The 23833-nt window shown below is 49.0% G+C and carries 11 protein-coding genes and 1 pseudogene; 7 read left to right on the top strand and 5 right to left on the bottom strand.

All coding sequences use genetic code 11. From position 1 onward, the window contains the following. Positions 1–221 precede the first annotated feature (221 nt). Entirely contained in the window at positions 222–12611 is a 12390-nt protein-coding gene (locus tag CEQ48_RS01720; RefSeq protein ID WP_089069989.1) for a retention module-containing protein, read from the top strand. 130 nt (positions 12612–12741) lie between these two features. Continuing rightward, the gene (locus CEQ48_RS01715) at positions 12742–13722 is read left to right on the top strand and encodes a GGDEF domain-containing protein (RefSeq protein WP_089069988.1); all 981 of its coding nucleotides are present in this window, start codon (positions 12742–12744) and stop codon (positions 13720–13722) included. A 42-nt stretch (positions 13723–13764) separates the two neighbouring features. Here CEQ48_RS01715 and yjeH read toward each other — a convergent pair whose 3' ends face one another. Continuing rightward, complete coding sequence (gene yjeH, locus CEQ48_RS01710) at positions 13765–15009, bottom strand: L-methionine/branched-chain amino acid transporter (protein ID WP_089069987.1); 1245 nt, start codon at positions 15007–15009, stop codon at positions 13765–13767. Between the two features lie 186 nt (positions 15010–15195). On the opposite strand from yjeH, the gene CEQ48_RS01705 reads away from it, so the two are divergent. Then, on the top strand, positions 15196–15810 hold the full coding sequence (locus tag CEQ48_RS01705) for a LysE family translocator (RefSeq protein ID WP_089069986.1): 615 nt from the start codon (positions 15196–15198) through the stop codon (positions 15808–15810). Positions 15811–15850: 40 nt separating this feature from the next. Here CEQ48_RS01705 and CEQ48_RS01700 read toward each other — a convergent pair whose 3' ends face one another. The 3 genes from CEQ48_RS01700 to CEQ48_RS01690 all read right to left on the bottom strand — a co-directional run bounded on the left by CEQ48_RS01700 (position 15851) and on the right by CEQ48_RS01690 (position 18972). Beyond that, positions 15851–16075 carry a hypothetical protein gene (locus CEQ48_RS01700; RefSeq protein WP_089069985.1) on the bottom strand — a complete coding sequence of 75 codons (225 nt, stop codon included), beginning with the start codon at positions 16073–16075 and terminating at the stop codon, positions 15851–15853. A gap of 300 nt (positions 16076–16375) precedes the next feature. Beyond that, on the bottom strand, positions 16376–17812 hold the full coding sequence (locus CEQ48_RS01695) for a glyceraldehyde-3-phosphate dehydrogenase (protein ID WP_181710980.1): 1437 nt from the start codon (positions 17810–17812) through the stop codon (positions 16376–16378). 674 nt (positions 17813–18486) lie between these two features. Continuing rightward, positions 18487–18972, bottom strand: a complete 486-nt coding sequence (locus tag CEQ48_RS01690; RefSeq protein WP_000624159.1) for a dCMP deaminase family protein — start codon at positions 18970–18972, stop codon at positions 18487–18489. Positions 18973–19934: 962 nt separating this feature from the next. On the opposite strand from CEQ48_RS01690, the gene CEQ48_RS01680 reads away from it, so the two are divergent. From CEQ48_RS01680 to yddG, 4 genes are all read left to right on the top strand, one after another. Next, positions 19935–20339 carry an OsmC family protein gene (locus tag CEQ48_RS01680; protein WP_089069982.1) on the top strand — a complete coding sequence of 135 codons (405 nt, stop codon included), beginning with the start codon at positions 19935–19937 and terminating at the stop codon, positions 20337–20339. Between the two features lie 154 nt (positions 20340–20493). Beyond that, entirely contained in the window at positions 20494–21807 is a 1314-nt protein-coding gene (paeA, locus tag CEQ48_RS01675; protein WP_089069981.1) for a polyamine export protein PaeA, read from the top strand. Positions 21808–21950: 143 nt separating this feature from the next. Further along, positions 21951–22523: a sugar O-acetyltransferase gene (locus CEQ48_RS01670; RefSeq protein WP_198301109.1), complete on the top strand. Its 573-nt coding sequence runs from the start codon at positions 21951–21953 to the stop codon at positions 22521–22523. 76 nt (positions 22524–22599) lie between these two features. After that, positions 22600–23547, top strand: a complete 948-nt coding sequence (gene yddG / locus CEQ48_RS01665) for an aromatic amino acid DMT transporter YddG (RefSeq protein ID WP_198301108.1) — start codon at positions 22600–22602, stop codon at positions 23545–23547. 31 nt (positions 23548–23578) lie between these two features. On the opposite strand, the pseudogene CEQ48_RS01660 reads toward yddG, so the two are convergent. Beyond that, positions 23579–23758: pseudogene (locus tag CEQ48_RS01660) on the bottom strand (cation transporter); the annotation flags it as partial. Between the last annotated feature and the right edge of the window lie 75 nt (positions 23759–23833).

The raw sequence follows: 23833 nt of genomic DNA, 5'->3' as shown, positions 1-23833 counted from the left end.
CAACTCCAAGTCGTTGGGGGGGGGGGGGTAAAATTTAAATTACATCAGGGCTTGCGAGTCATTTCACAATTGAGACTTGTGTTATTTAACCATCTTGTCAGTAGTTATTTAGTTATGTTTCGCTTATAACTTAAGCAGGAAGTTTAGTTACAAAACAATAAATACTATTCCAATAAAAATAGACGTATTACCGATTATCTACCGCGAGAAATGGGGGCAGTATGGAGTCTCAAGTCGTCACTCAACCTGTAACAGTCACAAGCTTGTCTGGCAATGTTGTTGTTGTGAATGCGCAAGGCCAAGCACGGATTGTGAATGCAGGAGATGCATTGCAGCCTGGTGACATCATCATCACGGTGAATGAGTCCGGGATTACGCTACAAACCACACAAGGTGCTGTGCAGGTTGATGCTAACTGCGTTGCTTGCCTGCCAGAGTTCGCGGCAGATGGGCAACCTGAAGTGCAAGCCACACCCGTTCAAGGGGAAATCAACGTAGATTTAACCCAACTGGATACCGCGAACTTTGATGAGCAAGCCATCGCAGCGATTCAGCAAGCGATTTTAGACGGTGTCGATCCAACTACCGCATTAGAAGCGGCCGCTGCAGGCGCAGGTGCGGGTGCGGGAGGTTCGGCTAACGGTGGCGCGATTACTATCGCTTATAATTTTTTGGAAGTGCTCGCCAGTACTGCTTTTGACACTCAAGGCTATAGCCAAGCTTTTTCGACGACTCAAATTCTGGTTAACCCACTACGTTTTGCAGCTGGTGGTGAAAGCTTGAGCGCGCAAGTTACCGAAGGCTCCTTGTCGCTTGGTACATACCCCCAAACATCTATCGTGACCAGTTTTATTACTGCGGGTAGCCTTGCGTTGTTACCTGCTTCCTTTGTACCTGAAGCGGCCTTTTTGACCTCACTGCTCGCCGAGCTGAACCAAGACATTACCTCGTCTGGTCAGCCTGTGGTTTTCCGTTATGATGCGGCGACGAACAGTATTATTGGTGAGCAAAATGGCAGCGAAGTACTGAATATCGCGATTGGCGCCGAATCTGTTGGGCGAGATCTAAACCTGACGATCACCACAACACTGAATCAGCCGATTGACCATTTGCCTTCTGTAGGGGGCGGTTTAGTGTCGATCACTGGCGATCAAATTTCGATTGCCTTACAACTTACTGGCACCGACAGTAACGGCAACCCGATCCAAGCACCGATTGATATTGTTGTTGCCATTAATGATGGTAGCGCGCCGGTGATGGTCGATGAACCTACCCTAAGTCTGAATGAAAATGATCTGCCAACCGGATCGGATGGCGCGGATCCACTGACCGTGTCTGGCCAGTTTGATACTCAGTTAGGCTCCGATCAGGTGGCGTTCTATCAAATTGATCCCAGCACTGCTAATCCTATCGCTGGGCTTACTTCGCAAGGTGACGCGGTCATATTAGGCGAGCCAACTCTGATTGATGGCAACCGCGTTTATCAAGCCACTGCGGGTGGGCGTGATATTTTCCAACTGACGCTCAATGCTGACGGCAGTTACCAGTTTGTGTTACAAGGCACACTGGATCATGCTGCGGGCAGTGATGCTCTGACCATTAGCTTGCCAATTGTTGCGATAGATTACGATAACGACAGCTCAGAGCCGGGCAACTTGAACATCGAAATTCAAGATGACAAGCCGATCATTATTGGAGCAGAGTCGCTCACTGTTGCTGAAAAAACTTTGGATGACGGTTCGATTGGTGGTGGAGCAGATTTAATTGCTGATGGCAACTTTGCCACCACCCAAGGCTCAGATGGAGTAGTGTCCTACCGCTTAGACAGCTTAACCGATGCCGTAGCAGGTATTACGTCAGGTGGTGTGGCGGTGACGTTAACCGAATCGGTTGATGCCAACGGCAATTACACTTACATCGCGATGGCTGGCGGTGAGCCGGTATTTACTCTGCTGCTGAACCAAGATGGCAGCTACCGCTTTACCTTACAAAGCTCATTCGATCACGCGGTCAACAGCGATGAGTTGTTGGTCAACTTCACCGTGGTCGCGACCGATTTTGATGGCGATACGGCAAGCATAACCTTGCCAGTGACGGTAAAAGACGACAAACCTTATTTCACTAACGTGCAGGGCTTGTACGTGCACGAAAACGATCTGCCGCAAGGTTCTGATTTGACGAAAGAACCACTCACTGCGAGTGGTCAGTTTGAATTAGTGCAGGGTTCGGATCGCGTAGCGAGCTTTGCGCTCGATGGCAGCGTCAATCCAGTTCAAGGACTGATGTCGAATGGCGTGGCGGTGACGCTGTCAGCGCCTGTCAATGATGGCAATGGTAACCTGACTTACACCGCGACGGCAGGTTCAGTCACCGTCTTTACCTTGACTCTGAATACCGATGGCACCTACAGCTTCACGCTGGCGGCGCCGGTTGACCATGCGCTTAATAGCAACGATTTAACGCTCAACTTCCAAGTGATTGCCACCGACTATGATGGCGATAGCGACAGCATCGTGTTGCCCGTCAAAATCAATGACGACAAGCCTTACTTCACCAATGTGCAGGGCTTGTACGTACATGAAAACGATCTGCCGCAAGGCTCGGATACGACTAAAGAGCCAGTCTCCGTTAATGGCCAATTCCAGTTGGTGGAAGGGGCAGATACAGTCGCGAGCTTTGCGCTCGATAGCAGCGTAAATCCAGTTCAAGGACTGATGTCGAATGGCGTGGCGGTCACGCTGTCAGCGCCTGTCAATGATGGCAATGGTAACCTGACTTACACCGCGACGGCAGGTTCAGTCACCGTCTTTACCTTGACTCTGAATACCGATGGCACCTACAGTTTCACGCTGGCGGCGCCGGTTGACCATGCGCTCAATAGCAACGATTTAACGCTCAACTTCCAAGTGATTGCCACCGACTATGATGGCGATAGCGACAGCATCGTGTTGCCCGTCAAAATCAATGACGACAAGCCTTACTTCACCAATGTACAGGGCTTGTACGTGCACGAAAACGATCTGCCGCAAGGCTCGGATACGACTAAAGAGCCAGTCTCCGTTAATGGCCAATTCCAGTTGGTGGAAGGGGCAGATACAGTCGCGAGCTTTGCGCTCGATAGCAGCGTAAATCCAGTTCAAGGACTGATGTCGAATGGCGTGGCGGTCACGCTGTCAGCGCCTGTCAATGATGGCAATGGTAACCTGACTTACACCGCGACGGCAGGTTCAGTCACCGTCTTTACCTTGACTCTGAATACCGATGGCACCTACAGTTTCACGCTGGCGGCGCCGGTTGACCATGCGCTCAATAGCAACGATTTAACGCTCAACTTCCAAGTGATTGCCACCGACTATGATGGCGATAGCGACAGCATCGTGTTGCCCGTCAAAATCAATGACGACAAGCCTTACTTCACCAATGTACAGGGCTTGTACGTGCACGAAAACGATCTGCCGCAAGGCTCGGATACGACTAAAGAGCCAGTCTCCGTTAATGGCCAATTCCAGTTGGTGGAAGGGGCAGATACAGTCGCGAGCTTTGCGCTCGATAGCAGCGTAAATCCTGTACAAGGACTGATGTCGAATGGCGTGGCGGTCACGCTGTCAGCGCCTGTCGATGATGGCAATGGTAACCTGACTTACACCGCGACGGCAGGTTCAGTCACCGTCTTTACCTTGACTCTGAATACCGATGGCACCTACAGCTTCACGCTGGCGGCTCCGGTCGATCATGCGCTCAATAGCAACGATTTAACGCTCAACTTCCAAGTGATTGCCACCGACTATGATGGCGATAGCGACAGCATCGTGTTGCCCGTCAAAATCAATGACGACAAGCCTTACTTCACCAATGTGCAGGGCTTGTACGTACATGAAAACGATCTGCCGCAAGGCTCGGATACGACTAAAGAGCCAGTCTCCGTTAATGGCCAATTCCAGTTGGTGCAAGGGGCAGATACGGTCGCGAGCTTTGCGCTCGATAGCAGCGTCAATCCTGTGCAAGGACTGACATCCAATGGCGTGGCGGTGACGCTGTCAGCGCCTGTCGATGATGGCAATGGTAACCTGACTTACACCGCGACGGCAGGTTCAGTCACCGTCTTTACCTTGACTCTGAATACCGATGGCACCTACAGCTTCACGCTGGCAGCGCCGGTTGACCATGCGCTCAATAGCAACGATTTAACGCTCAACTTCCAAGTGATTGCCACCGACTATGATGGCGATAGCGACAGCATCGTGTTGCCCGTCAAAATCAATGACGACAAGCCTTACTTCACCAATGTGCAGGGCTTGTACGTACATGAAAACGATCTGCCGCAAGGCTCGGATACGACTAAAGAGCCAGTCTCCGTTAATGGCCAATTCCAGTTGGTGCAAGGGGCAGATACGGTCGCGAGCTTTGCGCTCGATAGCAGCGTCAATCCAGTTCAAGGACTGATGTCGAATGGCGTGGCGGTGACGCTGTCAGCGCCTGTCGATGATGGCAATGGTAACCTGACTTACACCGCGACGGCAGGTTCAGTCACCGTCTTTACCTTGACTCTGAATACCGATGGCACCTACAGCTTCACGTTGGCGGCGCCGGTTGACCATGCGCTCAATAGCAACGATTTAACGCTCAACTTCCAAGTGATTGCCACCGACTATGATGGCGACAGCGACAGTATCGTGTTGCCCGTCAAAATCAATGACGACAAGCCTTACTTCACCAATGTGCAGGGCTTGTACGTACATGAAAACGATCTGCCGCAAGGCTCGGATACGACTAAAGAGCCAGTCTCCGTTAATGGCCAATTCCAGTTGGTGGAAGGGGCAGATACAGTCGCGAGCTTTGCGCTCGATAGCAGCGTCAATCCGGTGCAAGGGCTAACGTCAAATGGTGTTGCAGTGGTGCTCTCTGCACCTGTAGATGATGGTAACGGCAATCTCACGTACACGGCAACGGCGGGTAGTAATCCAATTTTCACCTTAGTGCTGAATACTGATGGCAGCTATACCTTTACTCTGTCAGGAACGATTGACCACGCCGTAGGCAGTGACAGTAAACAACTGAACTTTAAAGTATTGGCGGTGGATTTTGATGGTGACAAAGCCAGTGTCAATCTGCCCGTCACGATTGCCGATGACAAACCGACCATTACCGCTGTACAAGCGCTGTCGGTTGATGAAGACGATCTGACTCAAGGCTCGGATACCAGTAAAGAATCCTTAACCGCTACAGGTCATTTCACGACAACGCAAGGCGCGGATCATGTGGTTTCCTACACGCTGAATCTTGCCAGCAATCCGTTAGCTGGAGTGACTTCCGGCGGGCAAGCGCTCACCTTGGCAGACAGTATCGATGCCAGTGGCAACCACAATTACACTGCAACTAAACCCGATGGTAGCGTGATTTTCACATTACAGTTGAATGTTGATGGTAGTTATCAGTTCACCTTGTCAGGACCACTGGATCACGCCGCAAGCAGTGATGAATTGCTGTTGAATTTCAAAGTGGTGGCGACGGATTACGATGGCGATACCTCAAGCATTGTATTGCCGGTGACCGTGGTTGATGACCAGCCTTCAGTGATCAGCGCGCAAGCCTTGTCGGTCAATGAAGATGATTTAGCCACTGGTACAGATCAGAGCAAAGAATCAACCACCGCCAATGGCCAATTTACGACCGCCCAAGGTGCAGATGGCATTGCCCATTATCAGATTGATACCAGCACAAGTAGCGACACCGGGCTCACTTCACAAGGTCAGCCTGTGGTATGGGGCGCGCCTAGTATAACTACAACCAGTAGTGGTCAAGTCTATACCTATCAAGGTATCGCCAATAGCGCAGTGATATTTACTCTCGTGTTAAGAGCCGATGGCAGTTACAGCTTTACCTTAAATGGCGTGGTGGATCATCCACTCAATGCCAATGAGCTAACGCTGAATATTCCGGTGCTCGCGCAAGATGTGGACGGCGATACCTCACCGATCACCTTGCCTGTCACTATCGTGGATGATGTACCGATCCTGCATGATAAAAATATCGCCGTGCAGGAGGGGGCGGCGGCATCGTCGGTGAACCTGTTCTCGCGAGACAATAACTTAAGCCCAGATACGCAAGGCGCTGATCGCGGAGTAGTGACTCACTTTAGCGCAGTAGACGAAGCGGGGCGTGATATCCAGTTCCGTGAAGGTAGTGTGCTGAGCAATGATATTGAGCTCAATGGCGCAGTGAAAACTGTCACTGTGGTGGAAATTGTTAATGGCGTGAGTCGCGATCTTGGTACGCTAACCATTCAACCGAATGGCGAGGCGCGTTTCACTCCGGTTGCGCAGTTGGATCATGCTGACGGGAACGACATCAATTTCACAGTAGATGTGACGGCGACCGATTATGACAAGGACACGTCCACTGAGCAGCTCAATATCACGATTTCCGATCATAAGGCGACCATTACTCAGCAGAAATTTACGGGCTATGAAGACCAAGGCCACGATGCGGCGCTGAACTTGGTGCCTGCGGGTGAGCAAAGCAATGCGCAAGATAACTTGGGTGGATTGCCAGTTGAAGCTCTGAAACTCGCCTTGCAGGTCAACCTGTATGACGTAGACCAAGGGGAAAGCTTAGGTGAAGTCTCGATTTGGAATCCAAACCAGATCCGTGGCGATTTCTATTATTTGGATAGCGGCAACCAACTAGTGAAACTGGATGTCGATCCGGCGAGCGGACATGTTGTGTTGCCTGCTGCACTGTTGCAACAATCGATCAATGGCACTATTGCCACGGTCGAAAACCTCTACTTTGTGCCAGATCGTCACTACTCGACAGGCAATGGAGGCATGAATGCCTCTGTGAGAGTGGAAATTCTGCACAATGGTGTGCTTGACCATGTCACCAACGGCAATATGCGCATCGAGATTGAAAGCGTAGCGGATATTGCGACGTGGAAGAGCAGCAGTGAGTTTCACTATGATGCGGTGGAAGATGGCAGTAATGTTAGCCTCAATATCGCAGCGGAGACTCAAGACAACAGTAATCCTGAGGCGATCACCTACCAGATTCGTTTTACTGAAAATGGCGCAAACGCCAACTTGGTGTATAGCGATGGCTCGCCGATCCCAACCAAAACCGATGCTAATGGTACTTACTATGAAGTGCCAGCTAACAAGATAGCCCAAGTTCAGGTCGACCCGGCGGATAACTTCGCAGGCCAAATCAAACTGGATGTCACGGCCATCACTAAAGAGTCCACCAATTACGTTGCTGGCAAGCAGACGGCGCAATCAGAAACCAAAGAGATTGTGATTGATGTTGCGCCAGAAGCGGATCGCGGCAGCTTTACCGTTAATCGTATTTCGATTTTTGAAGATAACGCTTCCAATCAAAATGCGGTTGATCCGAGTGTTGAGCACGATCCTCTCCTGCTCAGTGAAGTGATTTCCATGACTGGCTCAAACGATGCGGATGGCTCAGAAGCGCTGTTCGTTCGTCTGTCCGATTTTACCGACACGGGCGCCACTTTGGTGTGGTTAGGCTCTGCCCCAAGTCTGATCACGGTTGGAACCTACCCTAACGGGGAAACTTACTATGAGATCCCGCAGAGTGCGCTATCTCAGGTTGAGGTTCTACCAACGAAACACAGCAACGAGAATTTCTCGTTTGTGGTTGAAGGCATTGTGAAAGACACGGCTAACCTATCAACGGGTCAAGCTCAGGATATTGAATCGCTAGGCAGCAAAACCGTCAATGTCACCGTGAAAGGAGTCGCCGATCTTCCGAATGTTGATTTTATTAGCGGCAATACGCAATGGCAGTCATTTAATGACGGTACTCATCAAGGCGTGATGGCTACCGTAGCGGAAGATAGCTTAGTCGATCTCAACTTCAGTATCATTTCTGGTGAAATCGCGGACAGCCCGACGGACAGCTCAGAAACCATTTCGGTACTGCTCTCGAACATTCCGGACGGTGTAAAGCTGTTTGACAGTGACGGTACGAGCGTCGATTTGGTGTTTGCTGGCTACGACAGCAACCATAAACCGATTTACCAAGCCAACTTAACGACTGCGCAAGTGATCACCGGCATTCAGGTTCAGCCAGTGGCTTCATCAACCGCCAATATTGATATTAAGGCGACGGTGATTGTCACCGAAAACGATGGTCATGTACGCCAAGTGGACGAAACCATCCGTATTTTGGTTGAGCCCAAAATTGATGTGACCGAAAACTACCACAATGCCGTGTCTGGCAATGAAGACAGCCGTATTCATGTCACTTGGGTGCCGCAAAACACGCCGGGGAATATTCAAAACCCTGATGCGCAAGAGTACTTCAGCCGAGTTGAAATCTCTGGCTTCCCAGATGGTAGCCGAGTGTTCGTCAATAATGTGGAAGTGACCTTAGTCAATGGCGTGCTGGTACTTGAACCTGCAGTAGGACAATCGGATCTCGATTTCTCAAATCAGGTTTCCGCGGCAGGCTACATTCAGGTCATTCCTCCGCACAACTCCAGTACCGACTTCACACTGGATACGACGATTACCGTGAAAGAGCAAGATCACGAGTACGTGGATGCGGGTAATCCAGGTCAAGGTATTGCTGAGGAAGTGATCCACGGTTCGATTGGCGTGAAAGTGAACCCGATCGCTGAGCCGGATGGGCAACTGTTAGTCGAAAACGCGGGCAGCGCTACTCAAACGGTACAAGCTGATGCCAGTGGCAAGATTGATTTCACCATCAATGATGCGAGTGGCGGTCAAGCGGGGGCGAATGTGATTCGCTTTGATAACCTTGATAGCAACACCGCAGGCAGTTATCAGTCCGCTGAGTTGGTGGATCAACTGGTGGTCAGTTTTGGCAACGTACCGCCGGAGGTATTGAACCAACTGCTGATCACTGGCGCAATCAACAACGGTGATGGCACATGGACAATCACCAACGAAGCTGATTTCAGCATCAAAGCGCCCAATGGTTTGGTGTACAGCAGTAATAACGACCCGGATAACAACGGTTTCAACGACATCAAGATCACCATCACCGCCAAAGTCTATGACCAAGGTGAAGACAGCAATGAAGCGAAAATCACCGAGCAGGTGAGCACGGAGTTAACGTTGAGTTTCCCCACCGTGGTCACGGGTAATAACAGCGTTGCCGCGCAGCTCAACTGGGTTGGCGATGCCGATGATTTGGTGATTGGCAAAGAAGATAACACGGTGGATTTGGGACAACAGATCCAAGACAAACTCATGGTCAATGCCACCGGCTTTGATGCGGTAGCCGATGAACTGAGTATTGTGATTAACGCGAGCGATCTGCCTGCCGGAGCCTCGATTGGTGGGCAAGATTTCAACTTTGTTGATGGCCAATACGTGTTTAAAGGCACGTTGAATGCCGATGGTTCGATTTCTGGATTGGAAGGATTGGTGCTGATCCCACCGCGCGATTTTGCGGGGGATTTTAAGCTGCCGATCACGTTTGTGACGACAGATACTCAGTCGGGTGATGAGAAAACATTGACGGCGCAAGTGCCTGTCGCGATCTCTCCGGTTGCGGATGTACTCAGCAGCAGTGGCGATCAGCCACTCGATAATCATGTGACCCCAAGCATTACACTCAATGTGCAAGAGACGCTGGGACTGGATGCAAACCATCAACCGACCGATTTGGCGAACGATACGCCAACGCAAGACGGTATCGCCTATGAAGATGGCATTGTGCACCTCAATCTCGCGATTGGTTTGGCGGATAGCCTCAATGGTAATACGCAAGGGCAAGAAATATTAACTGAAGTCACCCTGACGTTGAATGACACCAATGCGGGCGTATTTGTCGATGCCAATGGCCAAAGTTTGGGAACCAGCATTACGCTCACTCAAGCACAGCTGCCGGCTGCACTCGGCGAAATATACTTCAAGCCTGCGCCGAACTATCCAAGCGGTAACGACATCAATACCGTGGGAATTACTGTGGCCGGAAAAGTCACTGACAGCACCGTATTTGATGAAACCAACGCCAGTTCACAAGGTGTGAGCAGCAGCGATGCTGATAAAACCTTCACCTCTCAAGTCAGCTTTGAAGTGAAACCTGTGGTGGACGATATCACGATTGGCTCTGGTAGTCCGATTTCGGTGACCGGGGATGAAGACAGTTGGATTGCCCTTGCCGATCAAGGCAGTGCGTTTAACGTTAGCCTGAATGACAATGATGGCTCGGAGCAATTTGTTTCCTTGGTTCTCACTGGATTGCCGACCGATTTCCTCGTCAAGTCACTGTCGAGTGACTATGTGGTGAAAAATAACGGCGGCGGCGAGTGGAGCGTGCAAATTCGCAATCCGAATTTAACCAGCTTGGATCTATCAGCGCTGGCGATTAAACCGGCCAAAGATTTCAGTGGTGAAGTGCAATTGGGGATCAAGGTCTATACCCAAGAGTCATTGCTTAACCAACCTGTGGAACATACTGGCCAATTTACCCTAAATATAACGCCGGTCGGCGACGATGTGGATATTACGCCAGCGCAAGATGTGGTGGGCAATGAAGGACAAGCGATCGACATCGCTCTTGGTGCGCAAATTCTCGATAAAGCACCAAGCTTACCGGGGGGGGCGAATTACACCGAAAACAGCCCAGAGACTTTGCGTGTTGAGATCTCCGGTGTGCCGGATGGCGCATCCTTGAGCTTGGCGGATGGCACCTTGGGAACCTCTCTTGGTGGCGGCGTTTGGGTATTTGAAATTAATGCGCAGCAGCTTGATAAAGTGGTGTTCAATTCCGGCGATAACAACCAACTGAATTGGAATGGCAATCTGCATTTTAAAGTGCAGTCCGTGGATACCGGATTGGCAGGTGATCAGCACCTTGGTAGTGCGCAAGAGTTTGATGTGCATGTAGATGTGACGGCGGTGAACGATCGTCCAGAATTGATTAACGTGCAGGATCAAGTGACGGAAGAGGATACACCTCTACTGCTCAATAGCTTCACGTTGGCTGATATTGATGCCCAGTTGGATGACCCGAATACGGATTATACGCTGCAAATCGGAGTGAATAGCGGCGTGCTGATCATCGACTCATCGCTTAGCAGCGGTTTGACCATTCAGGGCGATGGTACGGGGGCGCTTTCCATCACGGGTAATGTGGCAGATATCAATGCGGCGATTGCGTCAGGAGTGGTTAAATTTGTGCCAGCGCCAGATTTCTATGGTCAGGTAGCCGTGACACTGAATGTAAACGACAACGGCAACTCAGGGATTGAAATCGCGGGCGATGCTTCAACCGCACACGATAACAGCGCGCAGTTTGTGATTGAGGTAACCGCAATCAATGATAAACCTGAGATTGATGCGACTTCGATGACCACACAAATTGATGAAGCATCAGGACAAAAACTGACTGGCATTACGGTCTCAGATGTCGATTACGCGGGTGTTCACGCCAATGATCTGATGAAGGTGACGTTGAGTGTCAGCGAAGGTACTTTGAGTGCACAAGTGCCAGCAGGCAGCTCAGTGGCCGTCAGTTATGCATTGGATGGCAGTGTGATCCTCGAAGGCAGTCCAGAGGCGATTAACGCGCTACTGAACCATAGTGACTCCGCTTACGGCTTATTTGTGGATGCAGCGACTATCGCAGGGACGCAAATCAATCTCACCGTGACTGCGCAGGATATGGGCGTCTACTTCGAAAATGCCTCAGGCATGGCATTGGAAGAGAGCAAAACTTACCCGATTCAGGTCAATCCGGTGGCTAACGCGCCAAGCTTGAGCATGAATCCTGCCTTCGGTTATGCCCAGCAGATTTATGCTAATCAGAGCGTGAGTGCACAAGGGATTGCTCTTTTAGGCGCGATTGCGGCCTTAACGGATTTACATGAAACCTTGAGTTTGCGTGTCGATCATCTTCCAGCGGGGGCGAGCTTAAGCAGCACGACAGGCTCAGTGACCGATTTAGGTAATGGCCTCTGGGAAGTCTCTCCTGATGCGCTAGAGAGTCTCAAAGTAGTCGGTTTGGAGGAGGGATTACACACCTTGTCGCTTACAGCACTGTCTACCGAGAGTGATGGTAGCAGCGCGCCATCCGCAAACAGCATCGATTATCGGATTGAGATTGCGGCAGATGGTTCACTGCTGGATCATCGCAGTGCAACCGATGATAGCTTGCTGGTGGCGGACAATAGCGGCATGACGCTATTGTCCGGTAGCGGTGATGACTTTGTTCAAGGCGGTGCGGGTGACGATGTACTGGTGGGCGGTTTGGGTGCTGACATATTGGAGGGTGGTGCTGGCGCAGATTTGTTCAAGTGGACGCTTGACGGTGTTGATGACAAGGTAGATCGCATTCGTGATTTCAACGTAAGTGAAGGCGATAGCATTGATTTGACGGACGTCGTGCAAGATTTGAACAACAATCTGGATCTAGACCAACTGTTGGTTAACTTGAGCTCCTCCAATCAGTTGATGGCACAAGTCGTGAACAGTGATGTCACCTTACAAGTGACAGCCGACAATCAGGTTCAACAAACCATTGTGATCGAAAACCTCGCGACTCAAATTGATTTCACTGGAATGAGTTCACTGGACATTATCGGCACTTTGTTGGATCAGAATTTGTTGCGTCACGACTAACGATCCATTCTACGACTGAATCATCAGCCCCTTCTTTTAGGGGCTGATTTTTTCCTCTCGCGATTTTTCTATTCTTTATTTCCTTTTCTATAATTGAGTAAACGCGGTTCTCAGTCGGATAGAAAAACGTATGAATGATAAGGTGCTTGAATCGGTTATTGAAATTACTGAGCAGAAAAACTCTTTGACACTCAGTTACAGCATTTTGGCGACCTTATCGGAATTGCTACCGCTCTCCACGGCGACCTTATTTCACCATCTTGGACGTTCAACCCTTATGGTGGCACGCCTAATGATTACCAAAGATGCTGCAGGTAAAAAACAGTACCAGTGGCAATATGATCAAGTGTGTGCTGACAATGGTTATCAGCATTCCCAATCTACAATGGCCTTTTCTAAACAAGCGAATGGTCAATATCAATGCTTTTGCCCGATTCCGATAGAAGAGCATTTTTCCGCAGAACTCTGCTTAATCCTCAATAAAGATCCTGAACCTTATCGTATGTTGATCGACGGGTTTGCGAAAATTTATCGTAATTACACGATGATTTTGCATGAGAGTGAGCGCGATAAGCTGACCGGATTACTGAATCGTCGCACGTTAGAAGACCGATTACGCCACACCTTTGCCATCAATCCCTCGATAGAAGAGAATCATAAACTCTGGATCGCGATGTTGGATATTGACCATTTTAAAGCGATCAATGATCACTTCGGTCACATGATAGGTGATGAAATTCTGCTGATATTTGCTCAACAGATGCAGCACTATTTCGGCCCGTCTTCTCAGCTATTTCGCTTTGGTGGTGAGGAGTTTGTGATTATTTTTTCAAGCGGAGATGAACAACAAATCAAACAGCAGTTGGATGGCTTTCGCCAGCAGATCCGACGCCATAACTTCCCGAGAATTGGTGAACTGAGCTTTAGCGCTGGTTTTTGCTCACTCAGACCAGGCGACTATTTACCTACCATTCTCGATCATGCCGATAAAGCACTGTATTACGCCAAAGAGCATGGTCGAAATCAGGTGCACTGCTATGAACAGCTGTGTGAGAACGGTAAAATTGCCAGCGCGCAACGGCCATTTTCTGATGACGTTGAACTTTTCTAAAGCGCTGTTTCCCTTCTTAATCTTAACTACCACTCCACACCATTAGATTGTTTGCACCCGAGCTTGCCATGGCCGAATCAATAGCACAAAGACGCCTAGAGCGTATAGCATTGACCAGCCTAAACAGATAAACACTCCAGCACACAAAACCAAAGCTAAGCCAGCAAGGTGTTTACTCCATCCCGTCAGGAGTTTGAATGCGGCTAACATCGCCAATAAGTAAACCAATACAAAAATACCATTCGCCAGCTTGAGGAAGAATTCGAGATCAAGCCCAGTCAAATGGCCAATAAAGCAAGAAGCAAACAGCACCACTCCGACGAGTATCGTTGCGTGAGCAGGAACTCCCCGAATCGAGACGCGAGCGATCGCACTTTCAGGACGATATTCTCGTGCTTGTGCCCACACCATGCGCGCTAAGCTTTGAGTGTAAAGGTTCAGACTGGCAAAACAGGCTAAAAAGCCAATCACACTGATCATGATTGCCCAGCGAGTGCCAAACAGTTGGTCACTGAGCCAAGGAATCGCGCCACTATCAAATTGAGGAGTGCCAAACGCACCAAATTTCAGTACGACGACGGAACACGCCCAGTAGGTCAATCCAGCGACAAAACTGCCGATCAAAATCGCCAATGGAAAATCGCGTTGCGGATTACGAAACTCTTCTCCCATATGGGCAAAAGCCTCAATGCCGACAAAACACCAGAACATGACCGCCAGCGCGGCTCCGATCGAAGCCCATCCCTCCTGCGTTAATGCAGGCATGACCAAATCTTGCGTGGTTACTTCACCACGCCACCAAAGAGCAATCACCAAACTGAAAATGGCCAACGCGATGAGGGTTTGTAAACGGCCTGATGACTTAGTACCCGCCAAATTAACCCCAACTAAGAGCAATATAGTTAGAGTTTGGGTCAGCAGTGGGTTAGCCAAAGGCGCTGGGAGTAAGGCTTGCAGAAAACTGGCGGCGAGCGTGACTGCCGCCGGAACGCCCACAGGAATAACGCTGAGAAACAACCATGCCACTGCACGTTCAAGGCGTGGATTAAATGCTTGGCGTACAAAGTAAGCGGTGCCCCCCGCATTGGGGTAACGTTTACCTAATTGCGCAAAGGTCAAGGCGATCGGGCAAATCGCAACAAACAGCAGCAGCCATGCCCAGAGTGAGAATACACCGGCGATCCCTGCGGCAATCGCTGGAACCATAAACAGTCCGGTCCCCATTAACGTCGTGGAAAGTTGAGCGATTCCTGCTCCCAGAGAAATATCCTTTTTCAGTTGATTCACTTTACGCCACCTGCACAGAATTTGAGCTTTAGCATACTCTCTTTCATAGGGCCTTTCACAGAATAAACATTCACTCAAAAATCATTCAATCAAAAATTCGAAGCGATATTTCTCTCTCATTTATCTATATTTCCCAACCGTTTACTTATATTGTGGCTCGCAGAGTGAATAAGTTTAGGAGCTTGCATGACACTGACAGTGTGGTTATCGCTATTTACGATTTGTATTTTAGGGGCGATGTCGCCGGGGCCGAGTTTGGCTATGGTGGCTAAACACAGTTTGGCAGGGGGACGTAAGAACGGCTTTGCCGCTGCTTGGGCTCATGCCTTTGGTATTGGGGTGTATGCTTTTATTACGCTGATTGGATTGGCCGTCGTGCTGCATCAATCTCCTGTGCTTTTTATAACCATTAGCTATGCGGGTGCAGCCTATCTTGCCTACTTGGGCTGGAACGCTTTGCGTTCAAAAGGTGGGGTAGCGGCTAAGTTAGAGTCGGGCGAATCGGTCAGCGTTTGGCAATCGGCCAGAGAAGGGTTGTTAATCTCGCTGCTCAGTCCGAAAATTGCTTTGTTTTTTATTGCGCTGTTTAGTCAATATGTCGCGGTCGGTTCCGATTTTATGAGCAAAGCCGCGATTGTGTTTACACCGTTTATCGTCGATGGGCTTTGGTACACGTTTATTACGTTGATCTTGTCTTCACCACGCTTGCTCGACAAACTGCGTGCTCGCGCGGTACTGATTGACCGCCTCTCTGGCCTCGTGTTGATAGCTCTGGCTATTCGAGTGATCTGGACGGTATAAGTCGTCCTTTCTGGGTTTGAGATTCACTCAAACCCTAAGGCTATCGCCGGGGCGAAATCTCTTCGTACTCACCTTCAATAACATTTGAATGAGTGGTGTAGGCCGCTTGCTGATGAAATTGGTAAGCACGCGCTTTGAGCTGTTTTTCTAAACGTTTGCCTGTGATTAACGCTGCGATAGTCAATGGAATCGCGAGCAGCAGACTGAAGATCAAAGCGAATACGCCAGTAATCAGTGACAGTAAGGTGATCAGGAATCGGTTCATAATGGTTCCTCCAAGTAATAGAACCACCATACCCTGAACTAGATTAATCGAAAATGAACAATGTTCATTTTCACCATAACAGGACAAACTTGACGTATTTCTGACCTAGAGCGGGTGAGTAGTTACAAAAAAAAACCGCCCACATCAGTGAGGCGGCAAGGAGGGAGAGGTCGGTGTTGCTCATCGCCGAAGCGATCAGCGCAGCACGACTTATGGTTGTTATTGTTTGACCCATTCCACCTGCCACGAGACTATCGAGCTTCGCTGCACGCAGTTTGGGTCTGTTGTGGAGACGGTGATTTATTGAGCGGGATAGGTCGGGTAACGCACACCCATCATCTGTTCCATGCAATGTACCACTTGGCAGCTATAGCCAAATTCATTGTCATACCAAACATACAGAACACAACGACTATCTTGTGCAATCGTTGCTGTGGCATCGACCACGCCCGCATAACGTGAACCCACCAGATCGCTGGAAACAATTTCAGTCGACTCGGTGTAATCAATTTGTCCTGAGAGTGGAGAATGGGTTGCCATTTCTCGCAAGTAAGCATTCAGCTCTTGCTTAGTCGTGGCATGAGCTAAATTGAGATTGGCTATCGCCATCGACACATTCGGAGTCGGGACGCGAATCGAATTACCCGTCAGTTTGCCAGTTAACTCAGGAAGCGCTTTAGCAACGGCTTTAGCCGCGCCTGTCTCAGTAAGCACCATATTGAGTGATGCTGCTCGACCACGACGCTCACCTTTGTGGAAGTTATCGATCAGGTTTTGATCATTGGTAAAAGAGTGGACGGTTTCGATGTGTCCAGAAGTAATGCCGAAACGGTCATTCACAGCTTTTAACACCGGAGTAATCGCGTTTGTGGTGCAACTTGCTGCTGAAATAATGGTGTCTTCCGGCTGAATCACCGATTCATTGACCCCAAACACCACGTTTTTAATATCGCCTTTACCCGGCGCAGTAAGCAGAACCTTACTTGCCCCCGGAGAGGCAAGGTGCTGGCTTAAGCCTTCGCTGTCGCGCCATACGCCCGTGTTATCCACCACCAAAGCGTTATGAATGCCGTAAGCGGTATAGTCGACATCTTGTGGGGAATTCGCATAAATGACGTTGATGAAGTTACCATTTGCGATCAGTGCCTTACGCTCTTTATCTATAGTAATACTGCCGTTGAATTGACCATGAACCGAGTCTCGACGGAGCAGACTGGCACGTTTTTCAAGATCGCCCTCTTTTCCCCCACGTACAACAATCGCCCGTAGACGCAACGGATAACCTGCGCCGCTCTTTTCAATCAGTAAGCGAGCGAGTAGACGGCCAATCCGACCAAATCCATACAGCACCACATCTTTGGGCTCAATAGCCTGAGCGGGCTGTAGCGCAGCGTCTAATGCTGTGTGCAGAAAATCATGTAAACCACGCTCATCCTCATGTTGCTGCCAATACTGGCTGGCAAGTTGGCCAATATCAATTCGGCAGGGGGCTAGCTCGAGAGTCGATAACTGCTGCACTAAGGGTAAGGTCTTATCGAGTGGCAAAGGCTCACTTAAATAGCGCCGAGCGACACGATGAGTCTTAATGATGTCGATCGTGGTCGCATTAATCAGGGTTTTACCGCATAACACGGCCTCAACCCCTTTCTGGCGATAGAGCTGACTAATTAAGGGAGACAGGGTTTCTGCAAGGGTTTGGCTTTTTTGCCAGTCTAGGAAGTAGTTCTCTGGGCTCATGGTTGACTTGGGACCTTTCACGTTAGAGTTAATTCCCTCGCTACGCATCGCCATAGCTTCGGGAGAGTGTTGATACAGATTATTGTTATACACACTTAAGTAGGGGAGTGTGCGCCATCCTATACTCTTCCTACTTGAAGCTGCAGCTGTGCTGGCTAGATTCATTCACCCTGAGCATAGCGTTTGCCTATACCCATCGGGATGAACTCACCTACCTCTTATCTGCAACGCCAAGTGGTTTGGGATATCCGATTTCGGCATACCCAAGCGGATGGTTGTTATTTTTATGTGGCGCGATTGTAAAGTTGTGATCGTTTTTCTGCTAGGAAAAATAATGCATTGATATATCACGTAATAGTGACGATTTTGACGAGTGTTTGGTCTATTTACCGAGGTTTGGTTAGGGTTGACATTGGCAGACTCAGTGACTTATTTCGTTCTGATAATGACTAAGTTCAAAGTTTCTTTGGTAAGAATCCTTAGTTTTTGCAATTGAATGCGCGCTAATTCGCGAAAAATCGCGGAATAAAGTGTTGAAAGGTGATCTTTGTCATCTGAGTATAAGACAGAGAAAACCAGCAGATAAAGTGGAAGAAGGGCGCAGTTATCAAGATCAAAAATGGGACAAAAGTGTCCCATTTTTAAGTGCGATGGTTGCTGGTTATCGTCTTCGTTTATGGATTGCTCGATTCTGAAGGCAGTTCAATGGTATTGATGTGTTTGAGCTCAACCAAAGGTAGCCAATGCACTTTAACCCCAGCTTGCAAGAACATGTCTTGGCTGACTTTGATTTTATCGCCCCAGCGTGACAGAAAATCTTCGGATTGCTCAGGACAATGTACGGCAGAGATCCCAGTTTGGATAATCTTGGCCGCGCAATTAGGGCAAGGGAAGTGGGTGACGTAAATCTCACAGCCATCCAAATCACGCTTGGCAAACAAAATCGCATTCTCTTCCGCGTGCAGCGTTTTCAAATACTTCATATCACGATCATCGGTGCTGGCACTGTCAGAAATACCGTGTGGGTAGCCATTGAAGCCGACGGAGACAATTCGGTTTTGTTTGGTGATCACAGCGCCTACCTGCGTGGAAGGATCTTTACTCCACGAGCCAACTAATTCAGCCATTTGGAAAAAACGTTGCGCCCATTTTGAAATCATGTCGTTGTTCCTCATTCATTCGCGACATTGGTCAAGCCATCAAGTACGTACGCAAAATACATTACTCTCGCTGATACTATCCTGATTTTTGTGATAAGAGTCTATACCCTTTCTACTGGAAGCGGCAGCGGTGTTGGTTACGTTTATTCACTCCAAGCATAGATTTTGTTTATGCCCATGGGGATGAACTCACTGGCCGCCCATCGGCAACTCCAAGTCGTTTGGGTATATACCTGTGCCAAAAACGGCGCTTCTTCTTGGGTTGGAAGAGTGGAAAATATCTTGCGATCTGCATCGCAGATTGCGTGGCGGTCGAAAAAGTATAACGTTCTTATTTTAGGATTCATCTTGTGCGAGATCTCTTACACCTGATGTAAGATATTTTAGTTTTTGATTGCAGACTTTAAATTTGTTTTTATTTTATCTTGTTGATTTAAATTTATTTTTTATTAAGGTTTTCCTGTGAGTCGGTAATAAAAACGCCCAACATAGGTTGCTGAAATACGCTCATATCGTAAAGTCAATTCGTCAGCAGGAAGCGGACACGGAACAGGAAAGACCCAAGGATTGGTCATCTTCAGGACGAAGATTTCGATTGTTCAGGATGAATGGTCGGCAAGGAGAGCAAAGGACGTTAGCTGGACGCTTAATAACTAGGATGGTTATAAACGGAGAGTTAATGGACAACTTAAAGGACTAAGCGAGTTCTGTCAGGATGACAGAGGAAGGGACACCGCTAGGAAGGCGATGAAACGGATTGCGCTGAAGGACACAGCAGACTATCAAGGAATAGATGCAGGGAGCACCTATTAGTAGCGGGATTGCTGCGAGTGAGAACTGAACCCCACTAAGCTTAGGCTTAGTGGGGTTTTCTTTTTTAGCTTCGCTTTTGTCTCTTGGCATCTTTCCGTATGCCACTGTGCTAACATACTGGCGGTCATTTACTTTAGTGAGGTTCCGTTATGCAAGCGCAAGTCAAATGGGTTGAAGATTTTCGTTTTATTGGGTTATCTAATTCCGGTCATTCGATTGTGATGGATGGGAACGGTGGAGCGAGTGCTCCAAGTCCAATGGAAATGGTGTTGATGGCCGCGGGTGGATGCAGCTCTGTCGATGTTGTGGATGGCATGAAAAAAGCGGGACAAAAAATCCATGGTTGCACCGCGCAATTGTCTGCTGAGCGTCGTGATGCCGCGCCGAAACTGTTCACTCAAGTCAAGATCCATTTTGTCGTCAGTGGTGAAGATCTGGATCAAGAGATCGTAGCGCGCGTCACCGCTGATTCTCTAGAGAAATACTGCTCAGTATGTTTAATGCTCGGAAAAGGTGTTGAGATGACTCATTCGTGGGAAATCCGCACCGAATAATCCTTTTCCTGCTTGACGTTGCAGTGTGCCTCTCTATCCGTCTCGTGTTCGTCTATGCTGAACGAGGCGGATAAAGAGGTGTTTATCTCTCGCTTATCTTCTCTGTTACTCGTGTTTTAAGCCGTTTGGTTTTATTGATTTTGGGTGTACACCTATGAGTTTTTTCGAAAACATCTCGATCATCATGGCGCTGATTGCTGCCAGTTGTTTCTTTTCTATGTCAGAAATTTCTTTGGCTGCGGCGCGCAAAATTCGTTTGCGGCAGATGGCCGATGAAGGCAATGAACGTGCCGAGCGGGTGTTAGAGCTGCAAGCTCGGCCAGGCAATTTTTTCACTGTGGTGCAAATTGGCCTCAATGCGGTTGCCATTATGGGCGGTATTGTGGGTGAATCGGCGTTTACCCCTTATATCAGAGCGCTGCTGGAAGGATTGATCCCAGCCAATCTTCTGTCACAAGCGAGTTTTGTGCTCTCCTTTATGCTCGTAACCAGTATGTTTATTTTGATTGCGGATTTGATGCCTAAACGGATTGCGATGGCGATGCCGGAAAGAATCGCGACCAGTTTGGTGGGAGGCATGCAGATTTGCATTACCCTGCTAAAGCCGTTTGTCTGGTTCTTCAATGGATTGGCGAACTTGCTGTTTCGCGCATTAAGTGTGCCGACCGAACGTAATGATGAGATCACCTCTGACGACATTTATGCCGTAATGGATGCAGGCGCAGAAGCCGGAGTGCTGGATAAAGGCGAACAACAGATGATGGAAAGCGTGTTTGAAATGCAGAGCATTCCAGTGACATCGGCCATGACGGCGCGCGAAAGTTTGGTGTTTCTTAACCTCAGCGACAGTGAGGAAGTGATCAAGCAGAAAATTTCTCAGCATCCGCACAACAAATTCTTGGTTTGTGATGGGCAGTTGGATCAGATCAAAGGTTACGTTGACTCGAAGGCCTTGTTAATTCGAGTGATTAATGGTCAAGGAATGAATCTCAAAGAGAGCAATGTGGTCATTGGTTGTCCGATTATTCCCGATACGTTAAGCCTTTCGGAAGCGTTGGAGTACTTCAAAATTAACCGCGTTGATTTTGCGGTGGTGATGAACGAATACGCGCTTGTCGTGGGCGTTGTGACGTTCAACGACTTACAAAGCGCAGTCATGGGCACTTGGGTGCTTGCCGAAGGGGAAGAGCAAATCGTCGCGCGTGATGGCAATTCATGGCTAGTAGACGGGGTGACACCGATCACCGACGTGATGCGCTCCTTTGCGATTGAAGAGTTTCCTCAGCAACAAAACTACGAAACGATCGCAGGATTTATGATGTATATGCTGCGTAAGATCCCGCGTCGTACGGATTCAGTGGTCTATGCCGGCTATAAATTTGAAGTGGTGGACATCGATAATTACAAAGTCGATCAGCTCCTGGTGAGTCGCGTTGAACCTCTCGAACCTATCGTCAAAGAAGAATAGAGGAAACCGATTTGCTCTTATTTGCACTTTTCATTTACTGATGGGTGATTAACCATGTTATCCCCTTACGACTGGAGGCACCATCGCCAAATGGTTGGGGGATAGCTGAGTAATGGACGTTCATAAATCACGGGGGAATGAAGATGAGCGAATTAGAAAAAATGCTCAAGGGTGAACACTTTGACGGCGCATCCGCGGAAATTGAGGCACTGCGCAGCCAAGCGGGAAGGCTCAAGCTCGAGATCAACCAAAGTCTTGATGAAGCAGAGCGCTATGCACTGCAACGTGAGCTGTTTGGTCATCTCGGTCATAAAAGTTGCGTACAGCCTCCTTTTCACTGTGAGTTTGGCAAAACCATTCGTATTGGCGATCACACCTTCATCAACATGAACGTAGTGATGTTGGATGGCGCACCCATCACGATTGGCCATCACGTATTAATCGGCCCGAGTACTCAATTTTACACCGCATCGCACTCTTTAGATTATCGTCGTCGCCAAGCGTGGGAAACCATCTGCAAACCGATTGTGATTGAAGATGATGTCTGGATTGGCGGAAATGTCGTCATTAATCAAGGGGTCACGATTGGTGCTCGTTCTGTCGTGGCGGCGAATTCCGTGGTCAATCAGGATGTTCCGCCTGATACGTTAGTCGGTGGCACTCCTGCGCGTATTTTGCGCTCACTGAAAGATCCTGCCGAATTAATGGCAAAATGATCGTACGGCTTGGCGTTTTATCCCTCAACTGCTTGACGTGATAGGTAGGGAAGGGGTTACCACTTTGAGGTTTACTGTGAAACAGCAATTCATCACTCATAAACACACCTTGTATGGTGTCGCGGCCATTTTGCTTTGGGGAAGCCTGATGGCATTAACGCGTCGTGTTGCTGAGGAGTTTTCACCGATTGGCGGTGCAGCACTCATCTACACAGTGAGTACGCTGTTTTTGCTGTTTACGATGGGGATGCCTCGACTCAAAGCGGGATCGAGCCGCTATATTCTGATTGGCGGTGCGCTGTTTGTCAGTTACGAAATTTGCCTTGCCTTAGCACTCGGTATGGCGAGCGATCGTTTACAAGCGATAGAGATGTCGGTGATTAACTACCTTTGGCCAGCCTTAACCGTATTGATCGCGGTGTTGCTCAGTCAGCGTGCGGTCAGCTTTTGGGTTTACCCGAGCGTCGGTTTGGCTTTCGCTGGTGTCGCGTGGACTATTGTCGCCGAACAAGGCATTTCGCTCGCCGATTTTTCCGCTCGCATCGCTACCAATCCAGCGGTTTATGCTATGGCATTGACGGGCGCTTTTATCTGGGCGATTTACTGCAATGTGACCCAACGTTTAGCTCGAGGGCAGAATGCCATCGTACTGTTTTTTGCCGCGACCGCTGCCACACTCTGGCTCCAATACGCTTTGAGTAATGAGCCGGCACTCTCTTTTACTGGGTCGAGCATGGTGACGCTGTTATTAACGGGCATTGTGATGGGAAGTGGTTATGCACTATGGAATGTGGCCATTTTGCGGGGGAACATGTTGCTGCTGGCAACGCTTTCTTACTTTACGCCGGTTATCTCAACCCTATTTTCATCGCTGATTTTAGGGGTGGTTCTCGGGTTAAGTTTCTGGCAGGGAGTGATCATGGTGACATTCGGTTCGCTGATCTGCTGGTGGGTGACTCGCGAGTCGAGTTCATCAACAGGGGAAGAGCCTGAAACGCCCCCGCCGCTTAAAGAACAAAGTTAATATTCAGCCCGCGACAGCGGGCTGAGATGAGTTAGCGAGCAACGCTCACCGTGAGCTGTAATTGGTAAGGTAATGCCGCCAAGCTTTGCTGCAAGTGGTTTTCGATACGCTCAATATCTTCTACCTCAACTGAATCATTCGTGGCCGTTTTTAGCGCTGCCTCATCACGTAACTCAAGCCCGACATTGGTCACGTCATGACGCTCAAGCGGGTCAAACTCTTGGGATCATAAGCAAAATTCGATGTATTGTTTATCGGTACAAATTCTCGACAAATGGAGTCGAAA

Origin of the sequence: Vibrio tarriae (assembly GCF_002216685.1) — a bacterium.
GTDB classification, from domain to species: Bacteria; Pseudomonadota; Gammaproteobacteria; order Enterobacterales; family Vibrionaceae; genus Vibrio; species Vibrio tarriae.
This window is presented reverse-complemented; position numbering and strand designations above follow the sequence as displayed.